The sequence below is a fragment of the Shewanella sp. 125m-1 genome, assembly GCF_052977065.1.
Window position 1 is genome coordinate 104,093 of the sequence record NZ_JBRILT010000005.1, and the last position, 26,076, is coordinate 130,168.

23 protein-coding genes are annotated in these 26,076 nt (G+C 42.9%); 17 read left to right on the plus strand and 6 right to left on the minus strand.

Going from position 1 to position 26,076, the window contains the following annotated elements:
* The first annotated feature begins 30 nt into the window (after nt 1-30).
* The 13 genes from asnS to ACVBIK_RS04335 all read left to right on the plus strand — a co-directional run bounded on the left by asnS (nt 31) and on the right by ACVBIK_RS04335 (nt 14,842).
* Entirely contained in the window at nt 31-1,431 is a 1,401-nt protein-coding gene (gene asnS, locus ACVBIK_RS04275; protein WP_447162786.1) for an asparagine--tRNA ligase, read from the plus strand.
* Nucleotides 1,432-2,034: 603 nt separating this feature from the next.
* The gene (gene hyaA / locus ACVBIK_RS04280; RefSeq protein WP_447159182.1) at nt 2,035-3,171 is read left to right on the plus strand and encodes a nickel-dependent hydrogenase small subunit; all 1,137 of its coding nucleotides are present in this window, start codon (nt 2,035-2,037) and stop codon (nt 3,169-3,171) included.
* 2 nt (nt 3,172-3,173) lie between these two features.
* The gene (hyaB, locus tag ACVBIK_RS04285) at nt 3,174-4,877 is read left to right on the plus strand and encodes a nickel-dependent hydrogenase large subunit (RefSeq protein WP_447169174.1); all 1,704 of its coding nucleotides are present in this window, start codon (nt 3,174-3,176) and stop codon (nt 4,875-4,877) included.
* 14 nt (nt 4,878-4,891) lie between these two features.
* Nucleotides 4,892-5,560 carry a Ni/Fe-hydrogenase, b-type cytochrome subunit gene (gene cybH, locus ACVBIK_RS04290; RefSeq protein ID WP_447169175.1) on the plus strand — a complete coding sequence of 223 codons (669 nt, stop codon included), beginning with the start codon at nt 4,892-4,894 and terminating at the stop codon, nt 5,558-5,560.
* A gap of 9 nt (nt 5,561-5,569) precedes the next feature.
* Nucleotides 5,570-6,127: a HyaD/HybD family hydrogenase maturation endopeptidase gene (locus tag ACVBIK_RS04295; protein WP_447159179.1), complete on the plus strand. Its 558-nt coding sequence runs from the start codon at nt 5,570-5,572 to the stop codon at nt 6,125-6,127.
* Nucleotides 6,114-8,012, plus strand: coding sequence for a Kae1-like domain-containing protein (locus tag ACVBIK_RS04300; RefSeq protein WP_447169176.1), 1,899 nt, complete (start codon nt 6,114-6,116; stop codon nt 8,010-8,012). The genes ACVBIK_RS04295 and ACVBIK_RS04300 overlap by 14 nt, the downstream gene beginning before the upstream one ends.
* A 133-nt stretch (nt 8,013-8,145) precedes the next feature.
* Nucleotides 8,146-10,716 carry a carbamoyltransferase HypF gene (locus ACVBIK_RS04305; RefSeq protein ID WP_447169177.1) on the plus strand — a complete coding sequence of 857 codons (2,571 nt, stop codon included), beginning with the start codon at nt 8,146-8,148 and terminating at the stop codon, nt 10,714-10,716.
* Nucleotides 10,717-10,796: 80 nt separating this feature from the next.
* Nucleotides 10,797-11,558 (plus strand): hydrogenase nickel incorporation protein HypB, encoded by a 762-nt coding sequence (gene hypB, locus ACVBIK_RS04310; RefSeq protein ID WP_447169178.1) that lies wholly within the window; start codon nt 10,797-10,799, stop codon nt 11,556-11,558.
* Entirely contained in the window at nt 11,558-11,806 is a 249-nt protein-coding gene (locus tag ACVBIK_RS04315; RefSeq protein ID WP_447159175.1) for a HypC/HybG/HupF family hydrogenase formation chaperone, read from the plus strand. The genes hypB and ACVBIK_RS04315 overlap by 1 nt, the downstream gene beginning before the upstream one ends.
* On the plus strand, nt 11,806-12,924 hold the full coding sequence (gene hypD, locus ACVBIK_RS04320) for a hydrogenase formation protein HypD (protein ID WP_447169179.1): 1,119 nt from the start codon (nt 11,806-11,808) through the stop codon (nt 12,922-12,924). Before ACVBIK_RS04315 ends, hypD begins: the two co-directional genes overlap by 1 nt.
* Complete coding sequence (gene hypE, locus ACVBIK_RS04325) at nt 12,924-13,940, plus strand: hydrogenase expression/formation protein HypE (RefSeq protein WP_447159173.1); 1,017 nt, start codon at nt 12,924-12,926, stop codon at nt 13,938-13,940. Before hypD ends, hypE begins: the two co-directional genes overlap by 1 nt.
* The gene (locus ACVBIK_RS04330) at nt 13,940-14,287 is read left to right on the plus strand and encodes a hydrogenase maturation nickel metallochaperone HypA/HybF (RefSeq protein ID WP_447169180.1); all 348 of its coding nucleotides are present in this window, start codon (nt 13,940-13,942) and stop codon (nt 14,285-14,287) included. The genes hypE and ACVBIK_RS04330 overlap by 1 nt, the downstream gene beginning before the upstream one ends.
* 135 nt (nt 14,288-14,422) lie before the next feature.
* The gene (locus tag ACVBIK_RS04335; protein WP_447162811.1) at nt 14,423-14,842 is read left to right on the plus strand and encodes a secondary thiamine-phosphate synthase enzyme YjbQ; all 420 of its coding nucleotides are present in this window, start codon (nt 14,423-14,425) and stop codon (nt 14,840-14,842) included.
* A gap of 190 nt (nt 14,843-15,032) precedes the next feature.
* Here the strand turns inward: ACVBIK_RS04335 and ACVBIK_RS04340 are convergent, their stop codons facing one another.
* Entirely contained in the window at nt 15,033-16,250 is a 1,218-nt protein-coding gene (locus ACVBIK_RS04340; RefSeq protein WP_447159170.1) for an RsmB/NOP family class I SAM-dependent RNA methyltransferase, read from the minus strand.
* Between the two features lie 208 nt (nt 16,251-16,458).
* Nucleotides 16,459-16,974, minus strand: coding sequence for a malate synthase (locus ACVBIK_RS04345; protein ID WP_447159169.1), 516 nt, complete (start codon nt 16,972-16,974; stop codon nt 16,459-16,461).
* A gap of 148 nt (nt 16,975-17,122) precedes the next feature.
* On the opposite strand from ACVBIK_RS04345, the gene ACVBIK_RS04350 reads away from it, so the two are divergent.
* Entirely contained in the window at nt 17,123-18,661 is a 1,539-nt protein-coding gene (locus ACVBIK_RS04350; RefSeq protein WP_447169181.1) for a DUF3612 domain-containing protein, read from the plus strand.
* Between the two features lie 142 nt (nt 18,662-18,803).
* On the opposite strand, the gene ACVBIK_RS04355 is transcribed toward ACVBIK_RS04350, so the two are convergent.
* Both ACVBIK_RS04355 and ACVBIK_RS04360 read right to left on the minus strand, forming a co-directional pair.
* The gene (locus ACVBIK_RS04355; protein ID WP_447159167.1) at nt 18,804-19,172 is read right to left on the minus strand and encodes a hypothetical protein; all 369 of its coding nucleotides are present in this window, start codon (nt 19,170-19,172) and stop codon (nt 18,804-18,806) included.
* A 204-nt stretch (nt 19,173-19,376) separates the two neighbouring features.
* A complete protein-coding gene (locus ACVBIK_RS04360) occupies nt 19,377-19,898 on the minus strand; it encodes a GreA/GreB family elongation factor (protein WP_447162813.1) in 522 nt (173 codons plus the stop codon).
* A 251-nt stretch (nt 19,899-20,149) separates the two neighbouring features.
* On the opposite strand from ACVBIK_RS04360, the gene ACVBIK_RS04365 reads away from it, so the two are divergent.
* Nucleotides 20,150-21,109 carry a transporter gene (locus tag ACVBIK_RS04365; RefSeq protein ID WP_447169182.1) on the plus strand — a complete coding sequence of 320 codons (960 nt, stop codon included), beginning with the start codon at nt 20,150-20,152 and terminating at the stop codon, nt 21,107-21,109.
* Between the two features lie 144 nt (nt 21,110-21,253).
* On the opposite strand, the gene ACVBIK_RS04370 is transcribed toward ACVBIK_RS04365, so the two are convergent.
* Nucleotides 21,254-22,399, minus strand: coding sequence for a ribosomal protein uL16 3-hydroxylase (locus ACVBIK_RS04370; RefSeq protein WP_447159164.1), 1,146 nt, complete (start codon nt 22,397-22,399; stop codon nt 21,254-21,256).
* 197 nt (nt 22,400-22,596) lie between these two features.
* On the opposite strand from ACVBIK_RS04370, the gene ACVBIK_RS04375 reads away from it, so the two are divergent.
* A complete protein-coding gene (locus tag ACVBIK_RS04375) occupies nt 22,597-23,238 on the plus strand; it encodes a 3'-5' exonuclease (RefSeq protein ID WP_447169183.1) in 642 nt (213 codons plus the stop codon).
* Between the two features lie 250 nt (nt 23,239-23,488).
* On the opposite strand, the gene ACVBIK_RS04380 is transcribed toward ACVBIK_RS04375, so the two are convergent.
* Nucleotides 23,489-24,184 (minus strand): DUF3334 family protein, encoded by a 696-nt coding sequence (locus ACVBIK_RS04380; protein ID WP_447169184.1) that lies wholly within the window; start codon nt 24,182-24,184, stop codon nt 23,489-23,491.
* 209 nt (nt 24,185-24,393) lie between these two features.
* Between ACVBIK_RS04380 and ACVBIK_RS04385 the strand changes: the two genes are divergently transcribed.
* Nucleotides 24,394-26,034, plus strand: a complete 1,641-nt coding sequence (locus ACVBIK_RS04385; RefSeq protein WP_447169189.1) for a methyl-accepting chemotaxis protein — start codon at nt 24,394-24,396, stop codon at nt 26,032-26,034.
* The last annotated feature ends 42 nt before the right edge of the window (nt 26,035-26,076 follow it).

Consider the following 26,076-nt stretch of genomic DNA (forward strand, 5'->3'; position numbering starts at 1 on the left):
AAAAACGTTTCGTTGGAGAACTAAGCAACAATGAGCATTACATCTGTCGCTTCTGTGTTTAAAGGTGACTTTGCGATCGGTTCGCAAATCACAGTGCGTGGTTGGGTAAGATCCCGCCGCGATTCTAAAGCTGGGATCTCATTTCTAGCTGTTTATGACGGTTCATGTTTCGACCCTATCCAGGGTGTTGTGCCGAATAATCTAGAAAATTACACCAACGAAGTGTTAAAGCTTACTGCTGGTTGCTCTGTCGTGATGACAGGTGAAGTTGTTGAGTCTCCAGGTAAAGGTCAAGCGTTTGAAATGCAAGTGACCAACATTGAGGTTGCTGGCTGGGTTGAAGATCCAGACACATACCCAATGGCTGCTAAGCGCCACTCAATTGAGCATTTACGTGAGCTTGCACACCTACGTCCGCGCACTAACATTATTGGTGCAGTTGCACGAGTACGTAACTGCTTATCACAAGCTATCCACCGCTTTTATAACGAGCAAGGCTATATCTGGGTATCAACGCCACTAATCACAGCTTCTGATACCGAAGGTGCTGGTGAGATGTTCCGTGTTTCTACTCTAGATCTTGAAAACCTACCTCGTAACGATAAAGGCACAGTTGATTACGGCGAAGATTTCTTTGGTAAAGAGTCGTTCCTAACGGTATCGGGTCAGCTTAATGCTGAAACTTACGCGTGTGCACTATCAAAGGTTTATACCTTTGGTCCTACATTCCGTGCTGAGAACTCAAATACTAGCCGTCACTTAGCTGAATTTTGGATGGTTGAACCTGAAGTGGCTTTCGCCAATCTAGATGACGCCGCTAAGCTTGCTGAAGATATGCTTAAGTATTGCTTTAAAGCCGTTCTTGAAGAGCGCCGTGATGATCTTGAGTTCTTCGCTCAACGTGTTGAGAAAACAGCTATTGAGCGCTTAGAAGCATTTGTAAGCAGCGACTTTGCTCAAATCGATTACACTGATGCGATCGAAATTCTTAAAGCGTGCGACAAAGACTTTGAGTATGACGTTGAATGGGGTATCGACTTACATTCAGAGCACGAACGCTACCTTGCTGAAGAGCACTTCAAAGCGCCTGTTGTTGTTAAAAACTACCCGAAAGACATTAAAGCCTTCTACATGCGCTTAAATGACGACGGTAAAACAGTTGCTGCAATGGACGTATTGGCGCCAGGTATTGGTGAAATCATCGGTGGTGCACAGCGTGAAGAACGTTTAGATGTACTTGATGCACGCCTTGCTGAAATGGAACTTAGCCAAGAAGACTACTGGTGGTATCGCGACCTACGTCGTTATGGCACAGTACCTCATGCTGGATTCGGCCTAGGTTTCGAGCGTTTGGTCTCTTATGTTACTGGTGTTTCTAACATCCGTGACGTGATCCCATTCCCACGCTCTCCAAAATCTGCAAACTTCTAAGCTAACTGCTTAGAAAAAATAGCGCAGATTTACGCTTAAAAAAAAGCCTCTCATTTGAGAGGCTTTTTTACGATGTAAATACCTGTTTATTTTTCATTCATTACTGTCAACTAAAATACCGCGGATACCCGACAAAACAAATCAAAGCCAACTAAAATATAGCCCACCGAAATAAAGTCGACTGAATCAAAGACCACTGGAATAAACTCTACTAGCGCACTGCCAACTAAAACATGTTCTACTAATAAATCGTCGACTTACACTGACACTTTACAGCCCTCAAATGCAACAATTCGTTGACAAACCTCCAGCAAAAACAAGCTCCCACAGATGAATCAATCACTTAAAATCAGCCAGATTGTTAATATCTTGTCAGATATTGCACCTAGAATAAGCGTGACATAGATCACACACCATGGCGTTACGGGTCATTTTGTCCCTATTAGTTATATTTTAATGATCTAGCTCAAGTGAGCCAAAACTGGTCTGTGTAGTATGGCTCAAAGGTCGGCAAAGTTTGACGCACATCAACAATAACTCGCTTTTTGTGGCCTAAACTGGTTTTCGTTGAACACATTCCTTATAAATTAAAAAGGTTTAACCATGGAAACACATGAAGCCCTTTATCAACAAGGTTTGGCGCGAATAGAGCAACTTCGTAAGCTAGAGCCTCGAAATGGTGAAACGCTACAGCAAAAAATGGAACAAAACGGCATCACTCGCCGTGACTTCATGAAATGGAGTGCAGCTGTAACAGCAATGCTCGCCCTGCCACTGCCTTTTAGTACCTTAGTAGCAGAAGCGGCAGAACTGGCAGATAGAGTGCCGCTCATTTGGTTACATATGGCTGAGTGTACTGGCTGTTCTGAATCTCTTATTCGAACCGATACCCCTAATTTAGATACATTAATCTTCGATTACGTTTCTCTTGAATACCACGAAACATTAATGGCTGCAGCCGGTTGGCAAGCAGAAGAGAATCTTGAGCATGCACTTGAGGCCTATAAAGGTAACTACTTACTGGCGGTTGAAGGTGCGATACCGACGGCAAATAATGGTGCTTATTTAACGGTTGGTTGTAAAGGCCACACTGGGATGCACATTGTTAAAGAAGCAGCAGAAGGCGCTGCCGCCATTATCTCTGTCGGCACCTGCGCAGCTTTTGGAGGCGTTCAAGCCGCAGCCCCTAATCCTACTGGGGCAAAAGGCGTTTATGAAGTGGTTGATAGAACCGTCATCAACTTAGGTGGTTGTCCACCAAGTGAAAAGAACATTGTCGGTACACTGATGTACTTCATTATGTTTGGCAAGCTGCCTGCACTTGATATGTTCAATCGTCCTAAGTGGGCATACGGCGCTCGAGTACATGATAACTGTGAACGTCGAGGTCGATTTGATGCTGGTGAGTTTGTTGAGGAGTTTGGCGATCAAGGCGCTAAAGATGGCTACTGCTTATATAAGGTTGGCTGTAAAGGCCCATACACCTATAACAACTGCCCGACAGAAAGATTTAATCACCATACGAGCTGGCCAGTGCTTGCAGGTCACGGCTGTATTGGTTGCTCTGAGCCCAACTTTTGGGACGAAATGGCTGACTTTGAACAACCCTTGGGAAGGCAAGAATTGCATAGCCTTGATGCCACTGCAGACACTGTAGGTGCGGTCATTTTAGGTGCAACTGTTGTCGGAATTGGCGCACATGCTGTAGCCAGTATTTTTGCCAAACCTGAAGAGGAATAATCATGAGCAAACGTGTAGTCATAGATCCAATCACTCGTATTGAAGGACACTTACGAGTCGAAGTCGAAGTCAACGAAAACAATGTTATTACCAAAGCGTGGTCATCATCTACATTATGGCGTGGTATTGAGGTGATCCTCAAAGGCCGCACGCCTATGGACGTCGGCTTAATCGTACAGAGAATTTGTGGTGTATGTACCTATTCACATTATCGCTGTGGTACTGAAGCCGTTGAAAATGCACTAGGCGTGCAGATCCCGCTAAATGCAAAGTATCTTCGTAGCTTAATGCAAACATCACTGTACATGCACGACCATATTGTCCATTTCTATCACCTTCATGGTTTAGATTGGGTCGATGTTGTCTCAGCACTGAGCGCAGACCCAGCATTGGCAGCTCAAGAAGCGTTAAAGTATACCGAGAATCCTATCGCAGCGGGCGAAGGTGATCTCAGAGCCGTACAAGAGCGAGTTGCTGGCCTTGTTGAAACAGGAAAATTGGGACCTTTTGCCAATGCATATTGGGGCAACGGCACCTATAGGTTTACACCAGAGCAGAATCTAATCGCCCTATCTCACTACCTTAAAGCGCTAGAAGTTCAACGTGTTGCCGCTGAGATGCTGGCCATATTTGGCGGGAAATCACCTCACCCACAATCTGTTGTCGTCGGTGGCGTCACCTCTGTACGTGACATGCTGAGCCCAGCTCGTTTACAAGAGTGGAAGCAGAAGCATGAGTTCGTTAATGATTTCATCATTCGTGCATACAAGGCGGACATTGTTATGGCCGCTGCGGCCTTTGGTACTGAACCTAGTGTGCTAGGTGGCGTTAATATAACAAACTTCCTCGCGACTGATGACTTCTTACTAGGTGACGGTCAATACCTGTTTAATCAGGGCGTTATCATGAACGGCGATCTTGCTAACGTGAGCGACTTAGACCCTCAGCAAATAGAAGAAGATGTTACCCATGCTTGGTACAAAGCCGATGCGCCGCAGCACCCATACGATGGGACTACAATTCCTGACTATACCGGCTTTGTTGAAAGAGAAACTGTCTATGGCAAATTGCCGACAATTGATGGCGATGGTAAATACTCCTGGGTTAAGTCTCCACGATATAACGGCGAGCCAGTTGAAGTCGGACCGTTAGCCTGTTTATTAGTGAGTTATGCTCGAGGTAATCCCGTTGTCGTCGATGCAGTAAATGATTTACTAGAAACAACGGGCTTGCCTGTTGAAGCGTTATTCACAACGCTCGGCCGCACCGCAGCACGTATGTTGCAAACGGTAATCGTTGCACAAGAAGGCCTTAAAACCTTCGATGCCATGTTAACCAATATGCAGTCAGATGAAACGACTTACGTGAAACCGGAGATCGATTCAAGCAAAGAGTACGTGGGTCATGCCATGATCGAAGCGCCGCGAGGAATGCTCAGTCACTGGATCCGAATTAAAGATGGCAAAGTTGAAAACTATCAAGCGGTAGTACCAACGACTTGGAATGCAGGTCCCATTGATGCCGAAGGAAAAATGGGACCGTATGAAGCCTCGCTTATTGGCTTACAGCTTGAAGATCCAACCAAACCTTTAGAGGTTATCCGCATAATTCACTCATTTGATCCTTGTATGGCGTGCGCAGTGCATGTCATGGACTACAAAGGGCAAAACCTCGGTGAATTTAAAATTGATCCCAACGGATTCTAATCAAGGGGGATAACATGGCAACTCAATCTGCGCTCTACCAAAGGGAACTGATTTTTGGTGCTGCGATAAGAATATTCCACTGGCTAAGAGCCTTAGCCATTTTTGTACTCATTGTCACTGGTTTTTATATTTCCTGGCCATTTTTAGTCGCGCCAGAAAGTTCTGACATATTAGTGCAAGGGTATATTCGTGCTGCTCACCAGATCTTTGGCTTTTTGTTAGTCGCGATAACAATAGTGCGCGCTTACCTGTTCTTTTTTGGTAAGAGTGATATCGAGCGTCGTTCGTTTAAAGATGTCATGAGTGTAAAAAGCTGGATCACTCAGCTTAAGTCTTACCTTTGGATGGGACATTTAGACAAAGCTGGGGTTTATGGTCCGCTGCAGTTCGTGACTTACTTTGCAATATCAGTGGTTGCATTGCTGATCAGCATTACAGGCCTAGTCTTATATGCCAATGTATATCACGAAGGTCTAGGTGGTTTACTTGCGCCAATGGCTAATTGGTTAACGGCTTTGATAGGTGGATTAGCACCAGTACGAATTTGGCACCACTACCTTACCTGGGTATTTATCATCTTTGTGGTAATACACGTGTATATGGCAGTTTGGTCAGGCATTCGATTTAAGCATAACTCTGTCGACTCTATTGTCTCAGGCTACGATTACCATAAGAAAAAATAAAAGGAAAACATGAAGATATTGCTACTTGGTATTGGCAATGTCCTGTACGCCGATGAGGGCATCGGCGTACATTTCGTCAATTATATCCAAGAAAACTATCGTTTCCACCACCCCGTAGATCAACTCGACTTACTCGATGGTGGAACACTTGCCCAAGGACTCATTCCAACACTGTGTAAATATGACTATCTCATCGTCGTTGATACAGTAAACGCGAACGGTGTTGCCCCAGGAGAAGTCTATTTTTTCGATTTTGATAAAGCACCGCCTGAAATTGATTGGCAAGGCAGTGCCCATGAAGTTGAAATGCTACAAACCCTGATCATGATGGATATGGTTGGCGACAGACCAAAAACCTTTGTGTTAGGTGTAACACCCACAGTACTTGAACCTATGACTCTTGGATTGACGGCACAGATCCAGGCTGCGGTGCCTTTGATGGAACAAACCTTAATGCGTCATATGGACTCTCTAGGATTCACTCACCAACGCATTGCACACATTGATATCAACAGCCTTATTCCCGATTCCTACAAACGTGGCTTAACTTCAGATGAAGAATATTAGATTTGAGTTTAATTGTACCCGAGAAGTGCCCTTTTATGGGCACCTCTGTAATCAATACCTACAAAATGATCAATATGATGTAACCATAGGAAAACACGATAATCTTTACTATATTGAGGCGCAAGGTGAGCAGGCACAACTTGAACAACTAGCCGATGCCATCGCTCAAGACTTCTTGATTTCAGCGTGGCTTGTAAAGCCTCAAATCATTGTAATTGACAGCCCTGTTGGCACTAAAAAACTCCTTCCAGCGGCAAAACTTGAACTTGAGTATTGTCAGCATTGCCAACCTCAGTTTGGTGATAACCAAGCTGCACACTTTGGAAACATTGGATTTAATTGCCCCTGTTGTCAGGCTCACACCCGGATCTCTCCTGTCCAGCAAGCTGTTTCTTTAAGTGATGCTAAAGCCTTAGTGAAAAAACTTGATAGGCTAGGTGCAATAGCACTGCCCCACGCTAGCATGAGCGATAATATTAACAATAATGTTGGCGATAACATTAGCAAGAGTATTGGCGCTAGTATTATCGAAAGTATTGGTGCTGGCCCTATTATTAGTTTTAATCCTATCGCAAATGCGCCGTTAGACACTCGCCAACAATTGGTGATCTGCAACCCAAATAATCTACATGCACATTTTTGTGTTAACGATAGCCAAATACTTGCACTCTCAAGTATCGAAAAACCATTGATTAAAGCTCGACCTATCCACAACCACCCTCGACTAAACCAACCCTTATATGAAATCAGTTTTGCAAACTCACGCTTATTGTTGGTTATCTGCGAAATTCTTAGACAACAAGGTGTCGATTACCTTTATATCGCTAACAGCACTCATCCCAAGATTGCCATGGTTGAAGCAAAATGGTCGCTTATTCAAACACCAGCATCAAACCACGCACAAATTTTTGATGCAGTGCGTCAACCTTTACATGATGATGCCGTGGCTGGTCATTACAAAGCTCTTTGGCATGATAAACAGATTGAAATCAGCTCTAATCACCCCAGCATTAATCTAACCAACATTAATGAAGGCGAAACAAATAAAGACAATGCAATTACAGCGGTAAGTAGTGCAGCTAGTTGTGCACTTCATAGCGTGACCATCACTGAGAAAAAACCTAAGTGCGTGGCTGCTTTGTATTTTAGTCAAACAAGTACGAGTCAAATAGTCTCTTTAGATGGCAAACAACAGCTTGAATTATTTTTTGAATTTCCAAGCATGCCTGACAACGGCTACGACATCGTGCATCAGCTTGAGTTATCACCGCAAAAGCCCTTATTGGATAAATTTAAAACTCAATATCCTGATGATTACTTGAAACTGTTGTCGTTAAAACTTACCAAGCCTACCAACAATATTGAGTCTTTATGGGCCATTGCTGCCGTTTTTCTTGGCGCAGCAAGTCAAATACAAGCAACTCAGCCAAGTCACAGTGCGCCATTAAGCAAAACTGCTCTTTTAACTAAAACTGCACTTTGTGACTTTGTCGTTGCTCGCGCTATGTGCCACAAGGGAGCAAATGCGCCTAGAATTGATTTTCCTCTAACCAGAGGCGAAGCATTTAGGAGTTTAAACTGGTGCAAGACACTGGGCACGATTATCAGCTTTAGGCTCGCTGAAGCGGATAATATCGATAAACTCGCTTTTGGTATGCACGATTCTTTTGCTGATTATATTTGTAATTGGATTGAGCACTTAGATCAAAATATCAGCATTAAGTCAGTGGTGATCGCAGGCAGTAGTTTTGCCAATGAAGTTTTGGCCGAAAGGGTCGCTCTACGACTGGGTAAAAACTTTAATCTCAATACTAATACGCTAATGGATCTTGATGGACTAAACCTTGCTGCTGGTGCTTTGTACCTTAAACAGCGTAGACACTAAGTACACATATCATGACTGCAAAACAAGACTGAATAATAGCACTGGCTAACATGGATAATATTAGCCATTTATAATAAGTACTTATAGTGACGACTCATAAACAGTACTCATAAAAATACCTGTGACAGGATCTATGACCAAGAATCTGAGCAAAAATCGTTTACACATAAAGATCACCGGCATCGTTCAAGGCGTCGGTTTTCGCCCCTATGTTTACCGTTTAGCTCATGAACTGAACTTAACCGGTAGCGTGCTCAATAACAGTGAAGGCGTCACAATTGAAGCGCAGGGGCGCCCTATTGACCTGGTTAAGTTCGAAGCCGCCTTTCGAGATCAACCGCCCGCCCTCGCACGTATCGACAATATCCTTGTCACTTCAATGACAACTATCGATACATGTAATGACTTTAATATTGTCCATAGTGAAAAAGAGAGCTCAGCTGCCGTTGCCGTGCCAGCAGATATATGCACTTGCAAAGACTGCTTTGATGAAATCGCCGCTCCCAATAATCGCCATTATCGATACCCGTTCACCAATTGTACTAATTGTGGACCTAGATATTCACTGATCAACGCCTTGCCCTATGATAGACCCAATACGGCAATGGCAAATTTTTACATGTGCGAAGCGTGTAAACGTGCATATTTGGACCCTATGGACAGGCGCTACCATGCGCAGCCCGTCAGCTGCCCTCAGTGCGGACCACAGTTAAGTTTTAAAACAAACGATCTAACGGTGCAAAGCACTAAAGAACGCGCACTGGAAGATGCGATTAATGCACTGATTGCAGGCAAGATATTAGCCATTAAAGGGATCGGTGGGTTTCATCTGGTCTGCGATGCTACAAATCACAACAGTGTTAGCCTATTACGCCAGCGAAAGACTCGACCAGCGAAACCTTTTGCCGTTATGGTTGAAGATATTGAAGCTGCAGCCAAGCTAGTCACGGGGAGTGCAGCTGAATGGCAAACGCTATGCAGCGCTCAGCGCCCTATTACGCTGATGCGTAAAATCACGACTAATCCAGCTACTAATCCAGCTACTAATCAAAGTGCAGACCTAACGACTAAACTATCTACTAACAATCGTGTTCTGTCCGTTGCTGAGTCTACACAGCCATTCGACAAGTTAGCACTAGATAGACAACAATTAGATAAGCAATTAATAGATAGCCACCTAACAGCTAGTCGAACAATAGATAATCAATCATTCAATAGCCAAAACAGTCCTTGTACAGAACTTAGTGACCTAGTTGCACCAGATATAGACAGCCTCGGAATATTTCTACCCTATACCCCTGTACACCAATTATTACTCACTGGTGTTAGGCGGCCTTTAGTCATGACAAGTGCAAACCTTGCTGGTGAACCAATCATTACAGATAGCGAAGCCATTAAGAGTAAACTTGCCCATGTTGTGGATAATATTTTAGATCACAACAGGCCTATCTTAAATGGCTGTGACGATAGCGTGGTACAGTTGATAAATGACAAACAACAAGTGCTTCGCTTAGCAAGAGGCTATGCTCCACTTTCTTTTTATAGTGATCAACCTCTAACAGAAAGCATTCTTGCACTTGGAGCTCAGCAAAAAAACACGATTTGCTTTGGCTTTAATCACAACCTGTTTCTTAGCCCTCACATCGGCGATCTGGTATCGATAGAAGCTGAAGAATACTTTCACCACACCCTCGATACCTTCTCTCGATTATACGGATTTATTCCCAGCCAATTAGTCCACGATAGCCACCCTGATTACACCACCAGTCGATGGGCTTTGTCGCAATCCATAAACAAAACAAGCTCATTGCAACACCACTATGCTCACGTGTTAAGCGTAATGGCTGCCAATAAGCTCACAACGCCGGTGCTAGGCTTTAGCTTTGATGGAACAGGTTTAGGTGATGACAATACTTTATGGGGCGGAGAAGTGCTGCATTGTAATATTAATCAGTATCAACGTATCAACAGCGTTAAAAGCTTTGCGCTTATTGGAGGTGAACAGGCTATCAAGCAACCAGTAAGAGTTTTACTGGCAATCTTACTTGAAAAATATTCATCGCAAGAGATTATAAACCTCAATATTCCAGCAATAAATGCACTACCTCCTGCAACATTTAATAATTTAGTTAAGATATGGCAGACAAACAGCTGTATTAGGACCTCTTCAGTAGGACGGCTATTTGATGCAGTGGCCGTGGCACTCGGGCTAGTTACACATATACAGTATGAAGGCCAGGCTGGAATGCTAATCGAAACGGCTGCCAACAGTGTGACGACCAATACTGACTTGATTAATGCAGGCTCGAATTATACTGGCTTAAATACAGGGTTGAAAAATATTGAACAATCTACTTCACTCTGGGATAGCGCAGCTCTGTTGCAACAGATTGTTATCGCAGTGACACATTCGCCCCTTAATCAGCAGCGCATAGGGTTAATTGCAAAGACTTTCATGGACACCTTATGCCATTGGGTATGTACATACGCTAAAGGCTACCTCGATACTCCTATCGTACTTTGTGGCGGGGTATTTCAAAACCGTTATCTGCTTGAGCGTTGCGAGAAACGGTTAACCGCACAGGGAAACCTCCTACTTTCAAGCCACAACGTCCCAATTAATGATGGGGGGATCTCCCTCGGCCAGTTATGGCACGCTATTCACACCCCTAGAGAAAATGCTAGCAACATCACAAATAAATAGAAGCAAAGCTGATTTACATCAAGGTCGATTAGCCATGCGTAACCGACAATGAGACAACATACCAATAAACGGAGTTACCTATGTGCCAAGACTGTGGCTGTTCTATCACCCGTCACGATCACCTTTTAACATCGGATCATTCGCACTCTAAAGTTGACGATAATATCGCAAGTAATCCGCAACTTAATGACAAAACAACACTGTCTGTTATCCACAAAATCTTGGATAAGAATGATATTGAAGCTCAGCATAATCGCGATCACTTCGATGCCAAAGGAGTGGCAGCTTTTAACATAATGAGTAGCCCTGGAAGTGGAAAAACCACGCTTCTTGAACATTTACATGAACATACTTACCTTAAATATGCGGTCATTGAGGGTGATTTAGAAACATCTAGAGATGCCGATAGACTCAAAGCTAAAGGTATTGAGGCTTATCAGATCCAAACTGGCGCAGCCTGCCACCTAGACGCATTTATGGTCCATAGTGCCCTTCACCATATAAATTTAGACCCTCTGGATATCTGCTTTGTTGAGAACGTCGGTAACCTCGTCTGTCCAGCGAGCTATGATGTCGGCACCCACAAAAACATCGTTCTACTATCAGTACCGGAAGGTGATGACAAAATAGAAAAATATCCGGTAATGTTTCGCCGGGCCGATCTTGTGCTCATCACTAAATCAGATCTACTGCCTTACTTTGATTTTAGTATTGATGAAGCACGCTCTCAGCTTAAAAAGCTCAATCCAAATGTCGAGTTAATGGAAGTGTCAGTTAAAGACCCGCAATCACTCAATCAAGTGACAGCTTGGCTTGCAAGACATACAGGAGTGGCAGCCTAATGTGTCTTTCTATCCCTTCTATGATTGTATCGATCCATCAAGATGAGCATGCGGTCACTGTCGATACGATGGGTGTTAAACGAAAAGTCAGCAGCCATCTTATTGCAGAGCCGCTTAACATTGGAGATTATGTACTTATTCACATCGGTTTTGTTATGAACAAGATTGACAAAGCTGATGCCATGGAAAGTTTAGCGTTATATCAAGAGATTGTTGAAAAGCTAGAACAAGAAGCTAAGGAGTCTTAATGATTGCCTTAAACGATCTTTACCAAGGTTTCAGAGACCCTGATGTCATCCGTTCCCTTGCCACAGAAATCGCCTCATTAGCCATTCAGGTTGAAGGCAAGATCAATATCATGGAAGTATGTGGTGGCCATACCCACACCATCATGAAATATGGCCTAAATCAATTACTGCCTGATAATATTGAATTTATCCATGGTCCAGGCTGCCCAGTGTGCATTATGCCTAAAGAGCGGATTGACCATGCGGCGGCGCTGGCTAGCCTACCTAACACCATTCTCGTGACACTAGGAGATATGATCCGCGTTCCTGGTTCACAGGGAAGTCTGGCGGAGTTCAGAGCCAAAGGTTGTGATATTAGACCTATTTATGACCCTTTAGATACCTTAACCATCGCGACGACGAATCCAGATAAAACAGTGATATTTTTCGCCATTGGTTTTGAAACCTCTACACCAATGACTGCGGTACTGATTGACCAAGCAGAAAAACGACATATTAATAACCTGCTCTTTCATATTAATCACGTACTTGTGCCACCAGCCATTGATGCCGTAATGGCGGATCCCAACGTTAAAGTTAACGCATTCATTGGCCCAGCTCATGTTAGCGTTATCAGCGGTGCAAAGGTTTATCGTCCTACGGTGGATAATTACCACACTCCTTTGGTCATATCTGGCTTTGAACCAGTTGATGTCATGCAATCTATCTTAATGATTGTTCGCCAGAAAGTAGCCTCTAGTACACAACTTGAAAACCAATATAGCCGCTCTGTTTCTGAAGACGGCAATCTAACCGCGCAAGCTATGGTTAATCACTACTTAACGCTTAGGCCACACTTTCGGTGGCGAGGACTTGGGCCGATTGCTGACTCTGCGCTCATGTTAAAAGAAGAATTTGCTCATAGAGATGCCGAGCGAATTTACGCTAAACAATTACCGACTCAAGAAATAGACGATCATAAAGCTTGCCAGTGTGGTGATATTTTGAGAGGACTGTGTAAACCCAAAGACTGTAAAGTCTTTGGCCGAGGGTGTAGCCCCGAGACGCCACTAGGTAGTTGTATGGTCAGCTCTGAAGGTGCTTGTAATGCGTATTATCGATATAATGGAGTCATTTAATGAGCGAATTAAATAGCAAGAAGCGAGTACAGCTCAGCCACGGTGGTGGTGGCAAAGAGATGAGCCGTTTAATTATCGACCTATTCTTTAAAGCCTTCGACAACCCAATATTACGCAGCGAGGAAGATGCTGCCGTACTGAATGTTAATGGAAAAATAGCCTTTACCACCGACTCCTTTACTGTATCGCCACTATTCTTTGCTGGTGGCGATATTGGTAAATTATCAATCGCAGGTACCGTTAATGATTTGGCGATGATGGGCGCGGAGCCACAATACTTAAGTTGTAGCTTTATTATTGAAGAAGGCTTTGAAATTAGCCACTTGAAAACAATTGTCAGCAGTATGGCCACAGAACTTAAAAACTCAGGAGCACGGATTGTCTGCGGTGACACCAAAGTCGTGCCAAAAGGCTGTGCTGACGGAGTTTTTATTAATACCACAGGCGTTGGCCGTATTTTACATAACGGTATATCAGTAAAGAACCTAAAAGCAGATGATGCAATCATTGTGTCTCGCGACATTGGTCGTCACGGCGCAGCAATTCTAATGGCAAGAGAAGGTTTGTCACTTGAGTCTGCATTAACCAGTGATTGTGCAACGCTTTGGCCGATAGTTGAGCAACTCATTGCCGCAAATATCGAAATACATGCGATGCGAGACGCAACCAGAGGCGGCCTTTCTGCTGTACTAAATGAATGGGCTAGCGCATCGAATGTTGGCATCAATGTAGTTGAAGAAGCGATTCCAGTAAGCGACGAGGTCAAAGGTCTTTGTGAACTTTACGGCTTTGAGCCATTTGATCTCGCTAATGAAGGCACCTTTATTCTCGCAGTACCAAAAGAGAGTGCTGATGCCACGTTGGAGATAATGAAACGCTTTTGTCACTGTGAACAAGCGGCGGTGATTGGGCAAGTAACAGAACAAAGATTAGGAAAAGTAGTGCTCAATACACCTTGGGGCAGCAGGCGTTATCTTGACTTACCTCAGGGTGAACTACTTCCGAGGATCTGCTAGTGCATGAGTATTCAATCGTTACTGCGTTAATTGAACAGTGTGAGCAGTATGCTAGTGCTAATCAGGCCTCTAAAGTGACTCAAGTTGTGATAAAGCTCGGGATCTTAAGCGGGGTTGAACCTGCCCTACTTAAAACAGCATTTGACACCTTTAAGCTAGAAGGTGTATGCCATGATGCTTCTCTTGTGATAAATATACAGCCTTTAGTCATCAGCTGTTCCACATGTGGTAGTAAAACAGAGCACAAGCTGCGTAACGTTATTTGTAGTCATTGCCAAAGTGCAGATACCACAGTGCTCGACGGCGAGGATATGATGCTTATGCAATTAGAGTTAGAGCAAAACTAATTAAAATTAACTCGTTGAGTAAATTAATGGACACTTAACCATAAAGAAAAAAGCCCTGACTGATGTCTAGGGCTTTTTTCTTACTCTTATACCGAAGGGAATTAACGGCATAACTGTCTACAAAGAACTATCGTTATGTGGCTACAAAAACAAATCAACCTACAAGCTCGACCTCGCGGTTTTCATTTGATCACTCAGGAGTTAGAGCGATCAATTTCCGAGCTATCACACATCAAAATTGGAGTTATACATATTTTACTTCAACATACCTCAGCATCTCTCACTCTTAATGAAAACGCAGATCCTAGTGTAAGATTGGATTTCGAATCATATATCAATCGATTAGCTCCAGAAAATGCGCCTTATTACACTCATACTTATGAAGGGGATGACGATATGCCAGCCCACCTTAAAGCTAGCCTTTTAGGGGTTTCGGTGACGATTCCAGTAACAAATGGTCGATTTAATTTGGGTACTTGGCAAGGTGTATATTTAGGTGAACATCGAGATAATGGGGGAAGTAGACGAATCCTTATTACGCTAAATGGTGAATAAGCTGTCTAAAACCATATGGATGACAAAACAAGTAACCAGCTAGATTGTTAATGTATTAAGACGGCTAACTTAAGCATTTTGCATACAAGCGTTATCCATTCGATAAATGAACGTTGGCGTTGCTAAAACATCACTCCACAAAAAAGAGCACGTAAGTGCTCTTTTTTGTATTACTGTACCCGGCTGATCATTAAGCCTCTGCAATACGCTCAAGCTTTGCTAAATAGAAACCGTCAAAACCGGTTTTAGCCGGACTAATAGTCTCATCTTCGATGAATCTAAAATGCTTATTTTCGGCAAGAAAGGCATCCACTTGATCGCGATTTTCCTCAGGCATAATAGAACAGGTCGCATAAACTAACATGCCACCCACTTTTACCATACGGCTATAACTTTGTAGAATATGCTTTTGAAGTTCTACAAGTACCGGTAAACGCTCTGGGGTATCACGCCACTTTGCATCGGGATTACGCTTCAAAACCCCCAGACCAGAACATGGCACATCTAATAACACTCTATCTGCGGTCAGCTTTAAGCGTTTAATGGTTTTACTACTGGCAATAATTCGAGTTTCAACGTTATGAGCACCAGCCCTGCGTGCACGTTGCTTTAGGTTATCGAGTTTCCACTGTTCTACGTCCATAGCCAGTAATCGTCCCTTACCTTGCATCTGTGCAGATATAGATAATGTCTTACCACCAGCGCCTGCGCAAGCATCAACAACTCGCATACCAGGTTTTGCATCAAGTGCTAACGCAACTAGCTGTGAACCCGCATCTTGCTGCTCAAACCAACCTTTTTTAAACGTTTCGGTTCTAAACAGTGCAGAATCAGACGTCACCTCTAAAGCGGTATCAACCCCCTCAACATTAACCGTTTGTACACCTTCTTTACGCAATGAATTGGCGAGCTCTTCGCGCGTACATTTTAAAGTATTAGTACGTATAAAACGCTTTGCAGGTTTATTTAGCGCGGCTCTTTCTGCTGCCCAGGCCTCTCCCATCTGCTTCTGGCCCATCTCATTTAGCCAGTCAGGGCAACCATCCCATAACACTGGTTGCTGCTTGGCAGACTCAATACGTGAAGCCAGCTCACTCGCATCTACCTGTAATGCATACTGCATTTTCGGCAAAGGTAATTCATTAAATAGGTGCCATACGTTTAATAAGCGAGTGCCCAAGCGTGCCATCTCTTCTGGTTTTACATCAGAAAGATAGCAGTATAGGTTCAGTCTTCTCAGAATATCTCCAACGACAAAGGTAATACGACCTTGTTCAGTTGGCTCTAGTTTTAGACCCGAAAAATGCTGAGAATAGGCGCGGTCTAACGGTTTACCGTCAGATAAAACCAGATCGAGAATACTGATCACAAGTTCATTTGAGCTAGGAGAAAGCGGAGATTTCAACATTAAAAAAGTTACCCTGAAAAGAAAACGCTGCGATCATAGGAGCAAAGTAGCCAATACGCAAGCTAAGCCCTTCGAAAAGCATGAATTTAAAATAAGCAGAGGGATAACTCACACATTTTTAAACAATCTACTACACCTATAACAGATAGAAGCCGCTACACAAGGCAGCGGCTAAATAAACTTATCTCTTTGAAACTATCTGCACAAGTTAGCTTTTTACTTGATAATCGCTGCCATCTTTTGCCGTGAATTCGCGTACAAGCTTTCGTGTAACAGATGTTGTTGCAGTATTTTCAATATTAATTAAGCTTATCCAATAATCGTGACCTTCAAGCTGGATATCTTTAATGTTGGCTAAATCTTGGCTGGCTGTCTCATTTTTTCTATCAAAACTCAGCTCAACATGAGTGCCATTATCTTGTAACAAGATAGCCGTTGGCTCACTTTTGTGACCATTTAACGCAACAAACTGCTTTGGTTGGCGTAAACCCGTTTGGCTTCCATCCGCCATAAAAACGAGCAGTTGCTGATAGTAGATTACATAACTACATGCATTTTTATGGGAGCCTTTCGCTAAAGGGAATTTTGCATCTAAAAATGCTTTTGCACAGGGGGCCGTTGTATCGCTAGACGCCAGTTCGACGACATTCACATCAACAAGATCGGCACCAATAAAATTGTTATTCTGATTTACTTGAGTACTATTAATTGTTGATATATCCATGGCCCTATCCTCTTACGTGTTAATCGTGGGTCGTTATCCGTTTCAGTCGTAATCAAAAATAATACGTTTTTCGATTGCTTGATTTGTAGTCTAGTGCAATTTTCATTACAATTTCACAATAAAAATTTTACACTGTGAATTTTACAAGATGAAAAACAATCAAAGCTTGATCAGAAAGTCACATTTTTTGGGTACAAAGATAAGAAACTTGAGGAAGCGAAACCATCTCACCATGGAAGATCTTTCCGCTCGTTGTGTTCGTGTCGACCCAGATTCTGCACCGTCTGTGTCATATTTATCTATGATTGAGCGAGGAAAAAGAGTCCCAAGTTCAGGCATGCTTGCCGTCATCGCTGCAGTGTTTCAAAAAGAGGTCGATTGGTTTCTCGATGATGTCCCTGAAGATGATGCGATTACACCAGATAAGGGACGTAGAGGTGGAATTAGTGGCATGGCATTAGAGCCAAGTTTCCTTTTTTCTAATGATATTTTACAAATTGCGATCCCTGAAATGTTATCGCAAACCGGCACCACTGGCAGAGAATTTGCCCACCTTTTGATCCGAGCTCATCAAGAGCACCATCAAAATCACTTTCCAGATTTAGAACGAGCAGCGGAAGACGTTGGCCACAAGCGCCTACCACTGGCCTTAGATGATTTAAAAGATATCGCTAAATCACTAGGATTAAAGCTTAAATGGGTGGATAGAACACCCCAAGAGGTTGTCGATGAAATGGGCGTCAGTACGGCTCACGTCGTCACCTCTTTTTTCGAGCCGCCTTCTACAATCCATTTAAATAAAATGCTTAAGTCATTTCCAACACGGCTTAAGTATGACCTTGCCGTGCATATAGGCCATTGCGTATTACACAATAAAGATGGCTTAAAGTGTGTCTTAACTGCAGGTAGACGCCATACAGCATCACATGGTGAGCAGCCTACACCAGCTTCATCCACGCTTAATGCACAAGATATATTACATGCATGGCGTGATTTCGAGTCGAGTTTCTTTGCCGGTGCATTGCTTTGCCCCAAAGTCCCCTTTAGGCAGTTGCTTGATCGCCATGGTTATGAGATCAACGTAAATAAACTTATGGGTGTTTCGGCTTCAGTCGCCATGCGAAGAATGACCGTTGTATCACCCTACCCCCACTGGCACTATTTCGATGCTTATGCACCGGGTAAGTTAAAAGCGGTTTATCGAGGCAATGGGATCCCGCTGCCTTGGGGCAATATGAGGTTAGTTGAAGATCCCTGCCAACATTGGGCAGTGTTTAGAATGATCAATGAGCCAAAAGTAGGCACATCTGCGCAAATTTCAATTCTCGACGTCGCTGATGAGCCAAGAATTTACTGCTGTGAATCTATAAAAGTAGAAGATATGGCGGGCAATAATCACGTGTTGTGTGCAGGAATCGATCTCAACCCTGCAATTGATGCTCAGGGTGGCGATGCTGCTTCGATTGCGGCGGATTTAAAACAGTCTTGCGCAGCAAATGGTGGGTCGGTAGAGATGCCTGTTAATATTAAGAAAGATCTAATGAGTGTTGCAAAAATTTTGAACATTAACTGGATTGAGCGAGGTATCGAAAACGATGCACGCCTAATTTGTGCAAGAGGCGCAGTTTGCCCAAGGCAACCGAGCTGTTATGAGGCTGGAAAGTCACTTTGCCTCGAAGAGGATTGATATAACTTTGACACTATCTACCCTTGAGTAAGTTAACCTTGCCAACAGCTGTTAATTATATTTGTCAGCTGTTGGCAACAATACTTTTATCGAGTTTATAAGCCTATTTCAATGTCAGCTTCATTTAATGTCAGCGTCATTTTTAAGAACCAACGATAGTTCCGTATGCTATCCCCTGAACATTAATACACTGCTCGGAATAACCGAAACCAATTGATAACGTATCGTCTATCGTGACATCCGTTAAAATAGCAGTGCCTTTAATAGCACTCTTTGCAGCTGCAATCGCATCGGGAGATGAAACGCTGTCACCCAAAGGCAATAGGTATAAAAATTGAGTTTGGCAACTTTGCCCTAATACGGGTCCAAGATTGACCAAGGTGTCAGTTAATTTTTTGTCCTGATAGGTTTTTGTCACAAACGAGCCGTGATTTGCAGTATTGCAGCCCGTAAGCCCCGCGCATACTATCAAAAGCAGTGATAAGGCCATATTTGAACTCGGTCTTGTCATGGTTGTTCCTGTTTCTAAAAGTTATTTTGTATATGGTGACTAGAGCATTTTAATAGAAATGTTGATTACACGCTTACGCCTGTACTCAAGTTACGCCAATGCTAAAGTAACCAAAACATTCAAGTCACCTAAATATTAAACCAACTTAAATATTGAATTTAATCATATATTCAAGGAAAAAGCTCAGTCAGACCACACCAATAGTCACATTACACTGACGATTTCAAAATAACGTTTAGTTTCACCAAGAGTCAAACTAAACTCTTCGCCCTGCGGTTTATTCATCATAGCAGCGCCTAAGGGGGATGCTGGCGTCACTATCATCACCAATAGGCCATCGAATTCTATCTTTAAGCCACCAGCACTTGGCCCTACAAACAAATATTGACGTTTGTCATCGTCATCAATTAACACAACAACTCGCCCTAGACTAACTTGCCGTTGTTTATTGCAATCCAGTTTAGAGCGCACTTCATTAGCTAGCCCACTGCTGACAATATCATCTGGCATATCAAAACCAGTAATACTGGCGAAAAGGTGCTTAAATGCTTCTAAATCCGCTTTGCACTGCGCCGCACGCATTGATTGCCCGTGAGCAAGGTATGAAGCCTCTAAGCCAAATGTATCATATTTATTCTCTGCAACACTTTCACTGCCCGTTGCTGTTTCATGGGCACGATTTGCAGCAACTATAGCACTAGCATAGGCACTTTCTAATGCTGCCATTATTCGTACATTTAACTTATTAATTGATAACACGTTTTGTTACCTTGAGTAAAAAGCACCGACTACACTTAGATTAACAAACTCATACAACAAAAACTGAGATTAAATTCATTTTTATTCTATATTGCCGCTTGATAATCCCTGTAAACTCGCTAACTTAGTCTAAAAGCAGCAATAGTCATCAACTGAGCAAACAGGAAGTCGCCTGGAGTCATATATCCACCTCGCCTAGTCGATTTAAAGGAATAAGATTGGTAAAGGATCAACACAATAACACTGATAATCTAAGGCCTAGCGCACAGCGCTGCACTTTCGTGCGTGGGCGCTTTACAGGGTTCATATTAACAATCACTCTCTTTACCCCCTATTGTGCAGCGCAAGATTTAGAGCCTCGCAGCTATACCAATATTCCTATTGGTATGAACTTTATCGCCGCTGGCATGGTGCATTCTCAAGGCGAGCTATCTCCTGCGCCATCGGCACCAATAACTGACGCCAACTTAACCATTAATGCAGCGGTAGTTGGCTATGCCCATAGCTTTGCTTTGGCTGGTAGCTCTGCAAAATTCGATATGTCTACGACACGAGTCTGTTATAAGGGCAGCGCAACATATAATAATGAACAATTAACAGCCGATCGTTGTGGATATGGCGATCCTACGATGCGGCTTACTTGGAATTTTTATGGCGCTCCTGCATTACAGGCTAAGGATTTTGCGAGTTGGAAACAAGGGATCGTTATTGGCACAAGTGTTCAAATTAGCTTGCCTATTGGAAGCTATGATCCTGCGAGGTTATTAAATGCGGGCAGTAATCGCTGGGTATTGAGGCCTGGGGTGGGAATGTCTCATAAGCTTGGTAACTGGTATTATGATTTGATCGCCTCCGTTCGACTATACGGTGATAATAATCAATATATTAGCAATGTGACTTTAGAACAAGCGCCCCAATATACACTTCAAGGGCATCTTATCTACAATTTCAATTCTGGTCATTGGCTCTCGGTCAATGGCAACCTATTTTTTGGTGGCGAGACGAGTAGAGATAAAATCGAATCGTTAGATGAACAACGTAATTCCCGTTTTGGAGTGACTTACTCTTTTCCTATTACTTTGCAGCACAGTGTTAAATTGTACGCCAATACAGGTGTTATCACTGAGGTAGGAAACGATTTTGATACCTTTGGTGCTCTGTGGCAATACCGATTTTAAAGGCTGAATGTCTATCCTAAAAATAAAGCTCAGTAACCCAATGCTACTGAGCTTTATAGATTGTCATTCATTCTGCTGCCTGAATATTCGCTCCGTCCGCTGTATTCAAGAAGCAATAATTCAAGAAGCAATACTCAATAGCCGTTATTCAACGTCATCAAAGTACCAAAAACCGGCATTAACCCACTGAGTCAGCAGTTCCATAACTTCTTTGTCTTCCAGCCAGTTTGAGATGTCATCTAACGTTAACATTGGCTTATTACAAAGAGTTTCAATTAGTCCAGGTTTGCCTACACTAAACTGGATTTGCTCGCCATTGAGATACATGACACCTGCCGCTAAGGTTGCTGAAAAATACAGACAACGCAGGCCACCTAAGCGGTTAAGGGGTTGCTCTTCAATAATAGCCTTAATATCTTCAACATCAAAACCAAGTGGGCCTTCAGGTAAATCCAATTCGCACTTAGATTGAGTCAAATAACGGCCACTAAACTCACTGATCAAGGTATCATCCAAGGTTTCTATAAGCTGCTGCTTAATTCGGCCTAAGTCTTGCTCATCTATCAAGCCTGAATGCTGGCTTAAGCTGCGCTCAGGATCGCGAATTTGCTGTGCGCCCATCTCTTTATCAATGAGGTGATCGGCAAGTGCACTCACCATATCCTTTGCAGAAGCCGTACGGTAACCAACTGAGAAACTCATTGAAGGCTCTAAAGTGACACCATCGTGAGGAAATCCCGGTGGCAAATAAAGAATATCGCCAGGTAGCAATTCAACATCAATGATAGGTTCAAACGCTTCGGTGTGTAGCAAAGCCGGATGCGCCGCAAACTCTTTATGTGGCCCTATGTCTCCTACTCGCCATCTACGACGACCCGAGCCTTGACAGATAAATACATCATATAGGTCGATATGCGGACCGACTCCACCACCCGGAACAGCATAACTGACCATAACGTCATCTAAACGCCAACGTGGAATAAAGTCGAAACATTTTAGTAAATCTTCAGCTGCTGGAACCCAGTTATTAAGCGCCTGAACAATTAAAGTCCAATCTGTTTCACCTAAGTGTTCATAAGACTCAAAAGGCCCAAACTCAGCCTGCCAGTTGCCATCTTGTTGATACACTCTGCGAGATTCCACCATTTCATCGCACGCAAGGCCCGCCATCTCATCTGGAGACAACAGATCTTGAAAGTTTTTAAATCCTTGGCGGATCACTAATGGTTTCTTTTGCCAGTATTCTTTAAGAAACTGCTCTGGGGTTAAGCCGTTTATATCTAATTGCATGTTGCATACTCACTAAAATTTGTGTGAATTCTACCAAAAAAGCCCAACAAAAAATCTCGGGTAGATCATGAAAACATGCTTAATTTGTACAGCTATTGGGCTAATCAGCCCAAAGCTTAAAACTGAGTAATAACTTGATTGACTGTCTATTGAGGATCAATACAATAGCGAGCAAACATTTTTGATGATGATTCAACTTGGCCAATACAACTCTCTCACGCCCAATTCAGCCTGCCGACACCGTTATCGTGCTCGACTTTGAAACAACAGGTCTATCTCCTACTCAAGGTGACCGAGCAATTGAAATCGGTGCCGTCATGCTAAAAGATGGTAAAGTCATTGATAGGTTCCAACAACTCATGAACCCTGGTTTTAGAGTCAGTGGCTTTATCGAAAATTACACCGGGATCAGTAATGAGATGTTGAGTGACGCGGATGCTTGCGAAACTGTGATGACGCAATTTGCAGACTTCATCGGTAGCTACAATCTCGTCGCCCACAATGCCTCATTCGATCAACGCTTTTTGGATGCGGAACTACAACGGGTTGGCTGTCATTATCCTGGTCAATTTGCCTGCTCAATGTTAATTGCTCGTCGGTTGTATCAAGACGCACCCAATCATAAACTTGGCAGTTTAATCCATTATAAAAACATCCAACATGATGGTGTATTTCACCGTGCTTTAGCTGATAGTGAGATGACCGCCGACCTGTGGTTAGCCATGCTTGAAGATTTACACTCAAAATACCAGATCAAGCGACCTGACTTTTCCTTATTACAAGCCATTGGCAAACAAAGCAAAGCCAGTGTTAGTCAATATTTAACGCGTCAGCGCTAACCCCTCCCACTGTTAAATAGCTGATTCATCAGAGCTCAAACCAGAGCTGACAGGTACCGTAATAAAACAGGTAACTGTCAGATCTAATTTGAGCGACTACAGCTAATACTGTGTTTCTCATCTTCAGACACAACGATACAAATCACTTCGATGAGCCTAATCAGCACTTATAACGACTAAACTCTATAGACTTAAACAGTTAACGTTTAAATACTCAACTTTCAAATGGTTGGAATTCAAATTGCCAAGTTTAAATGCCTAACTCGTCGAGTAAATCATCGGCATCCGTTTTGGCTAACGTGACCTTTGCTGATTTATGGGCTCTGACTTCTGTGCCCAGTAATTGACCATGCTCAGCCAGCAATTCATCTAAATCAAACTCTTCATCAGTTTCAAATTCACTTAACTTGATAAACTCCGTTTTATCCATAGCAAACTCAAGATAAAAGACATGATTACGTTGCGTCTTAAAAGACACTCTTCTCGCTACTGCTTCGTCTAAATTTGTATCGATAGAGATTGTCAGCTCTTTATTAATTGTCAGCATCTTTGGCTGGCTTTGGCTAATACTCGTTTGTAATTCTTTACTGATTTTATTAATGAAGTCACCCAAAATCTGATTCATCAACTCGCCCATGACGTTACCGACTTCATCAGAGGTATGGGAGAGGGCTAACTCAGCTTCTGGCATGCCCATGTTCAACATATATTCGCGGTAGATCTCTAATGCCGCAGGCGCAGAAAAATTAATCACAACCAGTCCAGAGAAGCCGCCATCAAAAATTGAAAAGCACCCTAAATCGGGCTTTAAACAAGTTCTAGTAATAGATTGAACCATACCTGCGTGGGTAATTTGACTATGAGTGGTGCTTGATAACACATGAGAAACGGAGTGGCATAGCTTTAATAAAATATCGTCGGTGCTAACGGAGACTGTGGATTGCATAAAAAGACCCTATGAAAAAATAATCGACGTTATATTGCCCCACAACATTAACAAAACAAAGTAAAACCCGAAAACATCAGCAATAAATACGTATAAAGTGATGAAAGGATTGAGTTAACATTTTTAAAATAAACATACTGTTACTGTTCCCCTACCTCGGCATAAAGGGTAAATTGAACCCACGTATTCGTAGGCAGAACAAGAACTATATGATCGCTCTACTCAGACAATTTACGATTCTACAACGTTTAATTTTAATGCTAATGCTGGCTGCAATCGGCACTGTTTGCTTTGCCAGTTTTTCAATAAACGAACAGTACAATAACCTTGTGGCGCAAAAATGGTTGCAAAACGACGGTCAAATAAACACTGCAATCAGTTTAATTGAAGCAGGTAAAAAACAAGTCGATGCTCAAAAAGTCAGTTTAGCGGCAGCACAAGTAACGACAACGGAACTCATTAACCAAATACATTTTGGCAATGATGGCTACTTTATGATTTTAGATAGCGACCATACCATTATCGCTAATGGTGCAGATCCAAGCGCTATTTCTAAAAATATAAACTCACTGTTTCACTCACAAGCTGCGAGTGAACTTGAAGCATTGTTAAATTTATCAACCAGTCAGTCTTTCGCTAAGGCTCAAATCGATTTCCCTAACCCCACAACCGGTCAACTAGACGCTAAACTCATAGAGGCCAGACAATATGCACCCTGGGGCTGGACGATTATTACCGGCAGTTACATGAGTGATATTCATAGCGTCATGTATTCAATGGCGTTCGACTACCTCGTCATTATGTTAATGATCTCCATTCCTATTTTCCTGTTTTTCTTGGTGCTCAACATCTCTATCACCTCCCCGTTAAAAGAAGCAATTAGCGCCATGAAAGATATTGCTCAAGGAGAAGGCGATTTAACTAAAAAATTGCCTACCAAAGGTAAAGATGAAGTCGCTGAACTTGCCGAAGCGTTTAATTTATTTGTCATCAAAATTAGAGATATGGTCGCACAGCTTCAGCCTATTGGGGAAGATCTAGACCTAGATGCCCAACGGTTACTTAACGCCGCAGAAGAATCAAATGATAGTGTCGAGCACCTTCATAGAGAAACCTCCAGTGTCGCCACGGCAATCAATCAGATGCTATCGACGACTCAAGAGATGGCCAGTAATACTAACCAGGCAGCAGAAGCGGCTAATAGTGTAAAACATCAAGCCCAGCAGAGTATGTCTATGATGGATGCTACGCTTGATAACTCTATGCATCTTGCTGACGAACTTAAAAATGCTCAGCAGATCACTCACGCGCTTGGTAGCTCGTCATCTCAGATTGGCAACATCTTAGATGTGATTCGAGGCATTGCCGATCAAACTAACCTACTTGCGCTTAATGCAGCAATTGAAGCTGCCCGAGCTGGTAGTCATGGACGGGGATTTGCGGTCGTCGCAGATGAAGTTCGTGCCTTAGCTAACCGTACTCAAGATTCGACTAATGAGATCCAAAACATCATTAAAGAGATCCAGTCTGGTGTAAACAGTGTTGTTGCCAGTAATGAGCAAAATCAAAGTCAGTCTCAACAAGTGCAGACTCAAGCTAAAGAGGTGAGCGATTCGCTGACTGACATTTTAGGCTTGATTGCGCATATTAGTGACATGAACACCCAGCTTGCCAGTGCAACAGAAGAGCAATCTATCGTTACTGAAGAGATTAATCGCAACATCTGTTCGATAACCGAATTAACGGAGGTGTCAGTCAAAGCGAATGAAAGTAACCACAATGCTGCAATGTCACTGCAAACTATTAGTAAAGATTGCGCCCGTACGTTAGGCCAATTCAAAATAAGCTAAAGTTACAAGAGCGTGAGGGGCTGTAATTGCCCCTTACGCTCT